9 protein-coding genes are annotated in these 13,587 nt (G+C 66.2%); 2 read left to right on the top strand and 7 right to left on the bottom strand.

Going from position 1 to position 13,587, the window contains the following annotated elements; genetic code table 11:
• Positions 1 to 28: 28 nt before the first annotated feature.
• The 7 genes from AC1DMQ_RS00505 to AC1DMQ_RS00475 all read right to left on the bottom strand — a co-directional run bounded on the left by AC1DMQ_RS00505 (position 29) and on the right by AC1DMQ_RS00475 (position 10,381).
• Positions 29 to 2,824: a TonB-dependent receptor gene (locus tag AC1DMQ_RS00505; RefSeq protein ID WP_477031587.1), complete on the bottom strand. Its 2,796-nt coding sequence runs from the start codon at positions 2,822 to 2,824 to the stop codon at positions 29 to 31.
• A gap of 271 nt (positions 2,825 to 3,095) precedes the next feature.
• A complete protein-coding gene (locus AC1DMQ_RS00500) occupies positions 3,096 to 3,794 on the bottom strand; it encodes an HAD family hydrolase (protein WP_477031586.1) in 699 nt (232 codons plus the stop codon).
• A gap of 19 nt (positions 3,795 to 3,813) precedes the next feature.
• On the bottom strand, positions 3,814 to 4,788 hold the full coding sequence (locus tag AC1DMQ_RS00495) for an N-acetylglucosamine kinase (protein WP_477031585.1): 975 nt from the start codon (positions 4,786 to 4,788) through the stop codon (positions 3,814 to 3,816).
• A 2-nt stretch (positions 4,789 to 4,790) separates the two neighbouring features.
• Positions 4,791 to 5,954 (bottom strand): SIS domain-containing protein, encoded by a 1,164-nt coding sequence (locus AC1DMQ_RS00490; RefSeq protein WP_477031584.1) that lies wholly within the window; start codon positions 5,952 to 5,954, stop codon positions 4,791 to 4,793.
• The gene (locus tag AC1DMQ_RS00485; protein WP_477031583.1) at positions 5,947 to 7,245 is read right to left on the bottom strand and encodes a D-tagatose-bisphosphate aldolase, class II, non-catalytic subunit; all 1,299 of its coding nucleotides are present in this window, start codon (positions 7,243 to 7,245) and stop codon (positions 5,947 to 5,949) included. The genes AC1DMQ_RS00490 and AC1DMQ_RS00485 overlap by 8 nt, the downstream gene beginning before the upstream one ends.
• A 173-nt stretch (positions 7,246 to 7,418) precedes the next feature.
• A complete protein-coding gene (locus AC1DMQ_RS00480) occupies positions 7,419 to 8,333 on the bottom strand; it encodes an EamA family transporter (RefSeq protein WP_477031582.1) in 915 nt (304 codons plus the stop codon).
• Positions 8,330 to 10,381, bottom strand: coding sequence for a glycoside hydrolase family 36 protein (locus AC1DMQ_RS00475; protein WP_477031581.1), 2,052 nt, complete (start codon positions 10,379 to 10,381; stop codon positions 8,330 to 8,332). The genes AC1DMQ_RS00480 and AC1DMQ_RS00475 overlap by 4 nt, the downstream gene beginning before the upstream one ends.
• A gap of 168 nt (positions 10,382 to 10,549) precedes the next feature.
• Between AC1DMQ_RS00475 and AC1DMQ_RS00470 the strand changes: the two genes are divergently transcribed.
• A complete protein-coding gene (locus tag AC1DMQ_RS00470; RefSeq protein WP_477031580.1) occupies positions 10,550 to 11,659 on the top strand; it encodes an amidohydrolase family protein in 1,110 nt (369 codons plus the stop codon).
• 14 nt (positions 11,660 to 11,673) lie between these two features.
• A complete protein-coding gene (locus AC1DMQ_RS00465; RefSeq protein ID WP_477031579.1) occupies positions 11,674 to 13,587 on the top strand; it encodes an NPCBM/NEW2 domain-containing protein in 1,914 nt (637 codons plus the stop codon).

Genomic DNA, 13,587 nt, shown 5'->3' with positions numbered 1-13,587 from the left:
TGATGGGCGAGACCGGCGGCGGCGCGCTTTAGAAGCGGTAGCTCAGGCCCAGCTTGTAGCTGGCGCCGTAGCGGTAGTAGCCCTGCGGCAGCATCGGATTGCCGTTGATGCTGTAGGTGTTGGCCTCGTCCAGCAGGTTCTGGCCTTCGATCGAGATGTCCATCTTCTCGGTGATCTTGTACGACGCGTGGGCCGTGACCCAGGTGATCGGATCGGCTTGTTCGTTGTAGCCCTCGCCGAGCACGTTGACCGCCGTGGCGAAGCCGTCGGTGTGGTCTGCCGAGACGCTGAGCGACACCGGGCCGTGCTCATAGAAGACGCCCAGCGAATAGACTGACGGCGCGATGCCTTCGAGCGGGCGCTCCTGGTCGCCGACATAGCTCTTGGCCCAGTTGCGCGTGTACTGCGCGCGCACGCCAAAGCCGTTGTCCAGGAAGTGCTGCAGGCCGACCTCGATGCCCTTCACCTTGGCGTAGTCGCCATTGATCGGACGGCTGATGTTGAACAGCTGGTTGCCCGGCACAGTGGGGTCCGGGTTTGGCACGCCGATATCCTGGCCTGGCTCCCAGCTCGTGGTGATCTGGTCCTTGATGCGCTTCTGGAACACCGCGAAGTTGAAGATCGAGTTGGGCCGGAAATAGTACTCCAGCGACAGATCGAACTGCTTGGCCGAATAGGGCTTCAGATCCGCGTTGCCGCTGTAGATCTGGGTGAACTCGCCCCATGACACGCTTTCGGTGGTGCTGCTCGGCGCCAGGGTCTCGACCGACGGACGGGCCATGGTCTTGGCCGCCCCGAAGCGCAGGCGCAGCTCCTCGGTGATGCGGTAGTTGAGGTTCAGCGACGGCAGCACGTAGGTGTAGTCGTTCTTCTGCTCGACGGTCGTCGGTTCGTCATAGACGGCCGTATAGTTGAAGGCGCCGTTCTGGATGATCTCCAGGATTTTCGCGTCCCAGGCCTGGGCGTTGGTCGTGGTGTGCACGACGCGCAGGCCGACGTTGCCGCTCCAGCGTTCGGCCTCCAGGTTGGCCTGCGCGAAGCCGGACCAAGTCTCCTCGCCCACGCGGTAGCTGCTCAGCGGGTTCCACTTGGGCGCCGCGGCGGAATAGTCATAGACGCCGCCGCCCGGCCGCGGCGTGCCGTCATAGGCCGCCAAGGCCTTCTGATAGCTGGCGACATCGAAGGCCAGGAAGGTGCGCGGGAACTCCGCGTCGACCTTGTTCATGAAGTTGGGCAGGCTGAAATTGTTCGAAATGACGTTGCCTTGAAGGGCGCCGACATTGATCGCGTAGTTGCCGGAATAGTAGTCGGCCCCGCCCGTCAGCGCGTTGTTGACCAGGTCGCGCGACTTGGTGCGGTCGGTGTAGTTGACCCCGAACTGCACGTTGTCGAGCCAGCCGCGCTTGGTGTCCCACTTTCCCTTGAACGAAGCGCCGGTGATCTTGTCGTCGATGTTGTCGCCGGCGAGCGAGAAGTAGTGGGTGTTGAAGTCGGAGTCGCCGAACTCGCCGTTGGCCAGGCCGCTGGCCAGGTCGCGGCCGTCATCGAAGTCGACCGTGACGTTCGGCACGCGCGCGCCCGTCAGCGAGATGTGGGCCGTGTTGGCCTGGTTCATCCGCAGAACGACATAGCTGTCCTGCCCGCCGGAATGGCGCTTGGAGGTCGAACGGTAGACGTCGCCGACGATGGTCAGGTTGTCCGACACGTTCCATTCGGCGTTGGCGCCGTAGAGCTGCGTCTCGACGACGCGGTAGGACGTCTGATTGAGCAACTCGGGATTGAGCCGCATTTCCGGATCGGGATTGTCCATGTCGAAGCTGGTGACGATGCCGTCCTTGATCACCATGTTCGACCAGCGACCCGGCGCATAGAGCGGGTAGAAGGACTGCTGGTAGCCGACCTGCGGGGAATCCAGCTTGGTCGCCAGCCCGTCCACGACCAGTTTGAACGTGTCGGACGGCCGCCATTCCAGCTTGCCCGTGAAGGCGGTGCGCTTCTTCTTTTCCAGGATCGAGCCGACGCGGAACTGGCCCGGGCCGATCAGGCCGTATTCTTCGGGGTCCAGCACGCCGTTGTTGTTCGGGTCGATGGCGCCGCCCCAGGTATTGCCCCACAGCCAGCTTTCGTCGGTCGGGTCCGCGTTGCGGCTCCAGCCGCCGTCGTTGCCGGCCACGTCGGTGCGGTCGTCGCGCTTCTCGAGCACCACGCCGAGAAGGATGCCGAGCGTGTCGCCGGCGAAGGTGTTGCTGTACACGGCCGACAGCTTGCGGCCGTCCATCTCCGACATCTGGTTGCGATCGCCCTCGAGGCGCACGATGCCCTGTTGGCCGAGCTTGTCGAAGGGGCTGGCCGAACGCAGGTTGATCAAGCCGCCGATGGCGCCCTCGGTGTTGGCCGCCTCGGCGCCCTTGATCACGTCGGCGCCGCTGATGACGTCGGACGGCAGCACGTCGTAGGCGAAGTCACGGCCCGCGCCGTCGGTGGCCAGGATGCGTCCGTTGAAGGTCGACAGCGTATATTCGGGACCCAGGCCCCGGACGCTGACCTTCTGGCCCTCGCCGCCGGCGGTGCGCGAAATCGAGACCCCGGTGATGTGGCTGAGGGAGTCGGCGACGTTGTCGTCCGGGAACATGCCCAGTTCGAGGGCGCTGATCGAGTCCTGGACCGTGGTGGCGTCGCGCTTCAGCTTGACGGCCTTGGCCACGCTGGCGCGCACGCCGACAACGACGACTTCCTCGACCGTATCGTCATCAGGGGCGTTGGCGGGGACCTGCGCGATCGCCGCGCTTGCGGTGAGCAGGGCAGCAATGCCTGCGCCGGCCATGATGGCCCCCCGGTGTGATGGACGACGTGCCATAGCGAACCCCTTTTCCTCGCTTGATCGGACGCAAATTCCGAAGTTTCGGTTTGCACCTTATTTATATTACAAAAGGTAACAATGGTTTCGATGTTGTGTCAAACCGCTACTTAACGAAAGCGCGCTTCGGAAGCATATTCGTTGCATAAATGTCGAAATTTTCGCCAGAGCTTCTCTTAAGTCCTTGTATTGCCTTGGAATCGCGCACCGCCCCCGCGGCCGCCAAACGCCCTTTCGATCAAGTGGTAGCGTGAACATCGGTTGCGGTCAGGCGCGCCCACAGCGCCGGCGCGGCGAAATCGGGCACGGTGAGGTCGGCGCCGAGGCCAAGCCCCGCCTTTCGCGACGCTCCGGTGACCTCGACTGTGAACACGCCCGCCGCCAGGGCGGCGGTCACGCCGGGCTCGGAATCCTCGAAGGCCATGGCGTTTTCCGCGGCGACACCCAGCCGCTGGAGGGCCTCCAGATAGGGCAGCGGATCAGGCTTGGCGCGTGGCAGGTCCTCGCCCAGCACCAGGGTGTCGAAGCTGTCGGCGAGGCCGAGAACCTTCAGCGTATGCTCGACATTGGCCCGGGGACCGTTGGTGACCAGCGCGCAGGCCACGCCCCTCGCTTTCGCCCAGTCGATCAACCGCGCAAGGCCGGGCATCGGCGTCATCCGCGGCGTCAGGCGGCGATAGAGCGCCTCCTTCTCGTCGGCCAGACGCCGGCGCTCGTCTTTGGAGAGGCCGGGGAAGAAGTGCGCGAAGATGGCGTCGTTCGACTGACCCGACACGTGCCGGTGAAAGTCCTCGTCGCTCATGCCCACGCCTCGGGCCGCGAAGGTGTCGACCATGGCCTGGCGGTGGATCGCGTCGGTGTCGCTCAGCGTACCGTCCATGTCGAACAGCAAGGCCTCGAGCCGCGCGAACGGGAAATGACCCGCGGGAAAACGCAAGGTTCCGAAACCGGTATCGTCAGGCATTGATCGGCAATCTCACGGCCTGGCCGCTGAGGCGCGCCGCATAGAGGGCCGCGCCGATGGCGGGGTTGAAGCGCGGCGTGATCAGGCGGTAATCGGGCGAATAGAGCGACAGCTGCTGGCGGAAGGGTTGGAGGATGAGCTCGCCGCCCTGAAACACCCCGCCCGAATAGGACAGGTTCACCGTCTCGCCGGGTTGATATCGCAGCCGCTTGCGGATCGCCTCGACGATCGCCGCCAACTCCCGGCCGGCCTCGGTGAAGATGCGGCGCGCGACCTCGTCGCCTTGCGCCGCCGCTCGCGCGACCAGGCGCGACAGGGCGGCGATGCGGTCACGCTGGGGCGCGGACTTGGCGTAGACGTAGGCGCAGATGTCGAGATCGCTTTGCAGCTCCAGCTCGCGCGTCAGCAGATCATGCAGCGGTCCGCGCGGCAGGCGCCCGTCGGCCATCCGCGAAAAGGCGTTGAGCCCCTGCGCGGCGATCCAGTAGGCCGAGCCCTCGTCGGAGAACACCTCGCCCCATCCGCCGCCCCGCGCCGACAGGCCTTGGCGCTCGCCATAGCCGATCGAGCCCGTGCCCGCGACGATGTTGATGCCGTCCTCGCCGCCGAGCGAGCCCGCCCAGCCGCAGATCATGTCGTTGCCGCACGCGTAGCGATGATGACCGAGCACCGCCTCGGGGATCACGTCGAGGAAGGGCTGGACCTGCGAGTCCTCGCCGTGAGCGGGCAATCCGAAGAAGGCGAAGATCACGTCGTCGGGCGAGGCGCCGGCCTTGTCGAGCACGGCGCGAACGCCGTCATGCAGCAAGGCGTGCAGGGCCTCGAAACCGACCTGGATATGGTAGCTGGACCCGCCTTCGTGGCGGGCCAGTTCGCGCCCGCCGGCGTCGGTCAGGACAAAGGCGGTCTTGGTGCCGCCGCCGTCCACGCCCAAAAAACATCCTGCGGACAGGTTCGCCTGGTCCATCGTCAGCTCAGCTCGTGGATGCGCACGCCTTGGACGACGCGATTGACCGTGCCGGAGGTGTTGGGATTGTCCGGCGTCAGTCCCAGGCGCAGAGACTCGAAGAAGGCGAAGATCTGCGGCGCCACGATATAGGGGAACAGCAGTTCAGCGTCGTCCGCCGTCTCCAGGCCCAGCACGCTCAACTCGTCGCTCTTGGCCAGCCCCACCCCGTCCTGGGCCGTGATGGCGATGACGCGGGCGGCGTCGTTGTCGCGCTGCAGCTCGCCGAGAAGATCCACGTCGTAGCTGCGCGTATAGGCGTTGTTGGAGAAGAAGACGACGATCAGGGTGCGGTTGTTGACGATGGTCTTGGGACCATGCCGGAAGCCGAGCGGTGAATCGAACATCGTCACCAGGGCGCCGTTGGTCAGCTCCAGGAGCTTGAGCCCCGACTCCCGCGCCAGGCCCTGGAAGATGTGGCTGCCCAAATAGACCACGCGCTCATAGCCTTCGCCGGCCGCGGCTTGCATGACGGGGGCGCAGGTGTCGATCACCTGCTGGGTGGCGCGCGCGATGGCATCGATCCGCGCGTCCATCGGCGCGATGCCGCTGAACACCGCCAGGGCCGCGTAGGTCATGCACGAGAAGCTCGACGTCATCGCGAAGCTTCGATCGTGGGTCGGTTCTGGCAGCTGCACGATGAGGCCTCGCGACCTTTGCGCGTAAGCCGCCAGGGCGCCCTCGGCGTTGCAGGTGATGACCAGGTGATGCAGCGTCTTGACGAGGCGGTCGGCCAGCTCGACCGCCGCCACGCTCTCGGGGCTGTTGCCGGAACGCCCGAAGGAGACCAGCACGGTCGGCGTGTCGGTTTCGAAATAGAGCTGCGGGGCGCAGACCAGGTCCGTCGTCGGGATGGCCTCGACCCGGCGGCCCAGACGCGTGGACAGGACCGGCGCCAGGCATTCGCCGATGAAGGCCGACGTGCCCGCGCCGGTCAGGATGACGCGCAGCGACGGCAAGGCCAGAAGCGGCTTGAGAAAGGCCTCGATCTCGGCCCGGCGCGCCATCAGCAGAGCCTGGGTCTCGCGCAGCATGGCGGGTTGCTGCGCGATCTCGCGCGCGGTCCAAAGACCGCCCAGCTGGTCCAGCGCGGACTCCGTGAGGCCCAGATGGGTGACGTCAGGCATAAGCAAACTCCGGCTCAACGGTGGAGGCCGCGCGATAGGCGTCCAGCGTCGCGCCGATATGGGCGATCACCAGATTGGCCGGACTGGGCGTCAGGTCAGTATTGCGGACGGCCGCATAGGCGTCCGGCATGTACTGGCTGATCAGCGCCAGGGGCGGGCGATTGTCGGTAAGGTTGGCGAACATCACCTCCTGGGCCGCGGTGATCTGCGGGTCGGGCCAGTAGTAGCGTATCCGGTCAGAGAGACTGTACTGCAGGTCGAACTGAAGGTCCGCGCCGGTGGCGTGATAATATTTGCCCCAGTTGCGCGGATCGGCCTTCATGCGCTCGATGGCGATATGGCGGAAGCGCGAGGCGCGGTCTTCGCCGATCCATTCGCGCTCGATGGCGTCCAGGGCCCAGAAGGCCTCGCGCAGCGCGAAGGTGACGCCGGGCCCAACCTTGAGGATGGCGAAATGGTCCTCGACCAGGGCCTTGAGCGCCTTGGGCGTCTGGTAGTCCGTCGAATGGGCTTCGAAGACGATGTGGGGCTGATCGTCGAGCGCGCGGCTCAGCGCGACGGCCTTGGCCCGGTCGTAGTCGATGACCTTGTGATGGTCGAACTCGACGCCCGGCTGCACCACGGCGGCGATGACGCGCGGCCACGCCTGCGACAGGCCTTCCGCCGCGAAGATGGCGCGGTGAGCCTCGATCGTGGCGAGCGCGGCCTGCGGCGTCGTCACCTCAAGCTCGGGCAAGTCCTCGGCCGCGCCGCCCGGCACGGGCACCTCGGTCCCGATGACATAGACGCAGGGCTCGCCGCCCACGCGCCGTTGCGTGGCTTCGGCGATGCCGATCAGACGCGCGGCGCGGCGGGCGACGGTGTCCTCGGGCAGCGGCGTCGGATCGTCGGCGCACGACATGGAGCAGTCGGCGTGGATCTTGCGGAAGCCGGCGGCCACGTACTGTTCGATCAGCACCTCGGCCTTGCCCATGGCCTCCTCGGCGCCAAGGCCGGTCCACGGATTGGGACCCAGGTGGTCGCCGCCCAGCAGGATGCGCTCGCGCGGCAGGCCGACCTTGTCGGCGATGGCGTGGACGAAGTCGCGGAACATGTCCGGCGTCATCCCCGTATAGCCGCCGTCCTGATTGACCTGGTTGCAGGTGGCTTCGATCAGCACCACGTCGACGCCGGCCCGCAGCGCATGGACGAAGGTCGCCTCGATCACCAACGGATGGGCCGAGCAGACCGAATATATGCCGCACGCCTGACCGGACTTATGCCGGGCGACCAGATCGAGCATCGCCTTCATAGGGAATCCTTCGGTGAACAGACGCCAACCTAACGCAACCCCAACCACAACGCAATGAAAGCAATGAAAACGAAACATACATATTTCGTTTCAACCCGCACTCCGCCCGCCTGATAAAAAATGAGCGGCCGCTGCAGGCAACGACCGCCCCAAGGGGGGAGGTGCGGCGCGTCCTAGGACAGGGCCAGGAGCGCCGAGGCTATGACGGCCAAAGCCAGGCCGATCATCTTGAGCTCGCCGGGCATCACCCCGGCGATGAGAAGCGAAATCACCGCGGTCACCAACGGTCCGCCGGCGTTGGTGAGCGGCGCGACCACGATCGCCTTGCCGTATCGGAAGGCATAGACCAGGGCCAAGGCGCCGACGGCGTTGAGCACCTGGATGCCGGCCGCCAGCCACGGCCCGTCCCAGCCCCAGTTGATCGGCTTGGAGAAGTCGGTCATGCCCAGCGCCACCGGCGCCACCAGCAGGCCGCTGACCATCATGTAGAAGAAGATGCTCTCGGCGCTCATGCGCGCATTGGCCAGCTTCATGAAGTAGGCCTGCACGCCCCAGCAGAGCATGATGACCAGGGCCAGCGGGAACCAGGTCGAGCCTTGCGCGAACGAGAAGCCCTGCGGCGAAAAGTCGAACAACGGCAAGGCGATCAGCGCCAGCACCACCCCCAGCGCGCCGAGCTTGGTCGTGCGCTCCTTGAGCAGGACGAAGGACATCAGGATGGTGACGAGGGGCGACAACGAGATGATCGGGAAGATCAGATAGGCCGGCCCCTTGGAGACGGCGTAGAACAGGATCATCTGGCCGCCGGCCCCGGTCAGGCCGATCAGAAGGCCGTAGAAGATCGACTTCGGGTCGCGGTCCAGCTTCCACTTTTCGCGCTGCATGACGATCACCGCCGGCACGATCATCGTGACGGCCCAGACGCAATAGACCAGCGTTTCGGGAAAGCCGCGCTGGGCCGAGATGCTGGCGAACGCGCCCCACACGCCCCACAGGGCGACGGTCAGCAGCGCGAACAGCAGCCAGCGCCGGGGCGCGACAACGGGCTCGGTGGGTTCAGTGGGCGCGGCTACGGAAGCGTCGGTCATGCGCGGCCGCCTTTCAGGGGGACGGCTTCGATCAGCAGGAACTTCTCGAACTTGGCGGGGATGCGGGCGGTCTTGGCGGTCACTGTGCCCAGATCCTTGTTGTTGTAGTAGTCGGTCAGGCGGTAGGCGCCGTCGCCCAGGCCGCGCAGCTCGACCTGTCCATCCCATTGCGGGGCGTAGAAGGCGTAGTAGAGCCGGCCGCCTTTCTCGATCGCATGGGCCTCGGGCTTGTCGAAGCCGATGTCGTAGAGCTCGCCCCGGTACTGGCCCTTGGGCAGCATCTTGGCGTTGTAGAGGTCGGCCCACTTGCGCCACACCGCCTCGCGCTCGGGCGTCAGGCGGAAGTTGGCGTCCTTGCCCCGGCCCTCGCCCGGCCAGGTGAACTTGGTCGAGATGACCGCGCCGATCCCGACCGTGGAGGCGAAGTCATTGCCCCCGTCGCTCAGCTCCACATGATCGCCGGCATAGGCCGCGTCACGCCCCATCAGGGCCTTCAGCGACTTGCCCTTCAGGCGCACCTGCCAGGACGACAGCGGATCCGAGGCCGGGACCTGGTTGGTGTAGGGCAGGTTGTGGAAGGCGTAGGACGTGCCGCAGGGGCAGAACTCGACGACGGCGTTCGGATTGACCTCGCGCGCGGTGTCGTAGACCAGCTTCCAGAAGTCCTGGAGCTTCTCGACGGACTCTTCCGGGCGCGCATGGTTGTGGGCCGGATTGTAGCAGGGGGCGACGCCGTTCATGTGCTGGCCGTCGAGCTTCAGGCCCTCATAGCCCCACTCGCCGATGATCTTCCGCACCAGCTTCTGCGTGTAGTCCCGTGTCGGCTGATAGGCGGGGCACAGATAGAAAGCGTTCCACCAGGTGACGTTCTGGACCGCGCCGTCGGCGTCCAGCAGCAGCATGTCGGTGTGGTCGTGCAGCAGGTCCGAGCCAGGATCGACAGCCAGGGGCGCCAGCCACAGCTTGGGCTTGAGGCCCGCCGCGCGGATCGCCTTGACGAAGGACACCATCTCCGCCTCGGTGCGGAACTTGCGCGGGTCCAGCGCCCAGTCGCCCTCGTTGGTCTGCCAACCGTCGTCGAGCACGGCCCATTTGAAGCCCAACTCCTTGACCTTGCTGTAAGTCCCCTCGATCTCGGCGACGGTGAAGTTGCGGTCATAGCCCCAGGCGCACCAGATGGCCTCGTACGAGCCCTCCGGCGCCTTGGGGGCCGCGAGGCCGCGGTCGGCCATGACCCGGCGGTAGGCGTCGAGCGTGGCGTAGTAGTCGCGCTGGTGGACGGCGACGAAGGCGTCGAGCGAGACCAGGACGTCGCCGGACTTCAGCGTCACCGCCCTCGCCTCCTCCAGCGCCACCGACGCGCCGCTGGACGAGGCGACGATCGGCAGCGAGACCAGCTTCGGCGTCAGTTCGATATGCCCGACGGCGATGCCGGCGTCCGGCCGCCAGACATCGGCGACCGGCGTGCCGGACCCGTAGTCGGAGGCGTTCATGCCCATGAAGTTGGGCTGGTCGAAGCCGTCCTTCACCGGTTGCACCCAGTCGCGGCGGTCGGAATGGGTCGAGCCCGACCACGACCAGAAGCCCGCGCCCGACGACTTCAGCACGTGCGCGCCGATCCGGTGGCGCTCGACCTCGAGCGGCTGGCCGCCCGTGTGCCGCCACGTGACCGTCATCAGCGGGAAGCCCGGATAGCGCTCGTAGAAGGTCAGGCTGACGGTCTTCTCCAGCCCCTCGGCCGAGACGCCGCGCACGGTGTGGCGCACGCCCCTGCCGTGGACGTCGCTGACGGGCGCCTGGCGGTGCTCGGCGAAGGTGAAGCGGTCGATCGCCCGGTCGCCCTTGAGAATCACCGTTTCGGATGGCCCGAAGTCGGTCAGGGGCGTGGCCTGTCCGGCCAGGTTGGAAATCAGCCGGCTGTTCAGGGCGGCGTCGAACTCGATCGTCAGGGCCGCATCGCCCGCGCGGGCCACCGGCACCGCAGCCCAGGCCCGGCTGGCGCCGAGCGCCCCGGTGGCCAGAACGGTCCCGCCGAAGAGGGCCAGCATGCCGCGCCTGTTCACAAGCGGTTTCGTGATCACGGGCAGCCCCCTCGATGCGTACAAAAATGATCTTGCATAGGTCATTTTTAAAAGGCAAACAAAAACACATACAACCGAAACAACAAGTTTCGATTTCGTTGTTTTAGGGTGCGTTTCAGAAAGACGGAGGCGGCCATGCGGCTCGACAGGCGTTTGCTACTCACCCTCGCAGCGCCCTTGGCGCTGTTGGCCTGCGCGCCGCGATCGGCTCAACCCGCGCCTGAAGCCGCGACCTACAGCGTCGCCGATTTCGCCCGCGTACGGAAGTTCGACGCCCACGTCCACGTCAACGCCAAGGACCCGGCGTTCCTCGACCAGGCGGCGGCCGACAACTTCGAGCTCCTGTCGATCAATGTCGACTATCCGGCTTTCCCGCCGATCGCTCTCCAGGCCGACGCCGCCCATCACTTCACGAAGATCGATCCGAAACGCTTCCACTACGCCGCCACCTTCACGATGAAGGGCTTTGGGACCGACGGCTGGGCGCAGAAGGCCAACGCCTATCTCGATTCCGAATTCAAGCAGGGCGCCTTGGCGGTCAAGGTCTGGAAGAACATCGGCATGGTCGAGCGCGACGCCGCCGGCCAGCTGATCTTCATCGACGACAAGGGCCTGGATCCGGTCTTCGATCACCTGGCGGCCAAGGGCGTGCCGCTGATCGCCCACCAGGGCGAGCCGTACAACTGCTGGCTGCCGCTCGATCAGATGACGACCAAGAACGACAAGACCTATTTCAGCGAGCACCCGGAATACCACATGTATCTCCACCCGGAGATGCCGCGCTACGAGACGCTGATGGCCAAGCGCGACGCCATGGTCGCCAAGCACCCGGACCTGCATTTCGTCGGCGCGCACATGGCCAGCCTGGAATGGAACGTGGACGAGGCGGCGAAATTCCTGGACGCCCATCCGAACGCGGTGATCGAAACCGCCGCCCGCATGGCCCAGATCCAATACCAGTCGGTTCGCGACTACGCGAAGGTGCGCGCCTTCTTCATCAAGTATCAGGACCGCATCCTCTACGGCACCGACCTGACGCTCAATCCCGGCGACGACGCCCAGGGCTTCAAGAAGGTCGCGCACGACTACTGGACGTCGGACTGGACCTATCTGGCCACCGGCGAGACCCAGCGCGTCGACGACATCGACGCCGATGCGCGAGGCCTGGCCCTGCCCAAGTCGGTGATCGACAAGATCTATTACGGCAACGCCCAACGCGAGTTCCTCGCCAAGCGCCAGCACTGATCACGAGGGGCTCCATGACCGTCCGCTTCCTGCTGGCTTCGGCCGCCGTCGCCGGCCTTCTGGCCCTGTCCGCGCCCGCCGTCGCCCAGGTCGCAGATCCTCTGGCCGCCACGGGCAAGTGGTCCATTCCCGAGCGGTCCCAGGCGCGCACGCCGCCCATGGGCTGGAATTCGTGGAACGCCTTCCGCACCGAGGTCGACGAGGCCAAGGTCGTGGGCGCGGCCAAGGTCCTGGTCGACAGCGGCCTGTCCAAGCTGGGCTACACCTATGTCAACATCGACGACGGCTGGTGGCTCAAGCGCCGCCAGTCGGACGGGCGCCTGGAGATCCGCACGGCGATCTTCCCGTCGGCCAAGGTCAAGGGCAAGGACACCAGCTTCCGCCCCTACACCGACGCCCTGCACAAGATGGGCCTGAAGGCCGGCATCTATACCGACATCGGCCGCAACGCCTGCTCGCAGGCCTACGACCTGCACTCGCCCAACCTGCCCGAGGGCACGACGGCCGAACGCGAGGTCGGGCTTCAGGGCCACGTCGATCAGGACATCGCCCTCTATTTCAAGGACTGGGGCTTCGACTACATCAAGGTCGACGCCTGCGGCATCAACGTCTACGGCCCCGAGACCGACATCGTGCGCGAGCACGCCTACAGGGCGCAGCCGCCGCTGATCGACCAGGCGACCATCAACCGCACCGACGTGCCGGCCGTGAAGGCCCGGTACGCCGAGGTGGCCCAGGCGCTGAAAACCTACAATCCCGACGGCGACTACATCCTGGCGATCTGCAACTGGGGCTCGGCCGACGTCAGGTCCTGGGGCAAGGACGTGGGCCACATGTGGCGCACCAGCGGCGACATCACACCGACCTGGACGCGCATGCTGCACAATTTCGACAGCGCCTCGACCCGCGCGCTCTACGCCAAGCCGGGCGCGTGGAACGATCCGGACATCCTGTTCATCGGCCATGGCGAGTTCGACCAGAACCACCTGACCGAGGCGCGCTCGCACTTCGCGCTGTGGGCCATGATCAACGCGCCGCTCCTGATCAGCTACGACCTGCGCCAGGCGCCGCAAAGCCTGATGGACATCTGGGGCAACGGCGACATCGTGCGGCTCAACCAGGATCCGGGCGGCCACCAGGGCGTGATCGCCTACGCCTCCGACGACGTGCAGATCATCGTCAAGACCCTGGCCAACGGCAAGAAGGCCGTGGCCCTGTTCAACCGGGGCCTGGGCAAGACCGACGTGACCCTCACGGCCGCGCAGCTGAAGTTCGCGGGCGACGCGCCGGTCCAGCTCAGGGACCTGTGGGCCAAGGCCGCGCCGACCGCGTTCACCGGCGAGACCAGCTTCACGCTGGAGCCGCGTCAGACCCTGGTCTTCGAGGCTTCGGGCAAGCGGCAGCTCGAGGACGGCGTCTATCTGTCGGAAATTCCGGGCGACGTGAACGTGGCGGTCGACGGCGTGATCGCGCCCGAGCCCGATCCGGTCGTGCACCGCATGCGCAACGCCTGGGGCGAGACCCGCGGCTCGGGCGAGCGCCCGACCTATGCCGGCTGGGGCGGCGCCCAGGCCGACGCAACGCCTTATGACCAGGCCCTGCGCATCGACGGCCAGGGCTTCGACACCGGCATCGGGGTGCTGGCCAATTCCCGCATCGAGGTGCGCAACAGCGGCCATGCCCGCTTCGAAGCCCGGGTCGGCGTGGACGACTCCACGCGCAACACCAAGGACAAGGTGCGCTTCGCCGTCTACGGCGACGGCAAGCTGCTGACCCAAAGCCCGCCCATGGGCCTGGGCGAGGCTTCGCGCCCGCTCACCGCCGACATCAAGGGCGTGCGCATCGTCGAGATCGTCGCCCGATCGGAAACCGCGACCAGCGACCTGCCGCTTGTCGTCACCTGGGGGGACGCGGCCCTGCGCCGCTGA

This window comes from Caulobacter sp. 05L422 (assembly GCF_056397765.1).
The sequence above is the reverse complement of the archived record's forward strand: the minus strand, read 5'-3'. Positions and strand labels throughout refer to the sequence as shown.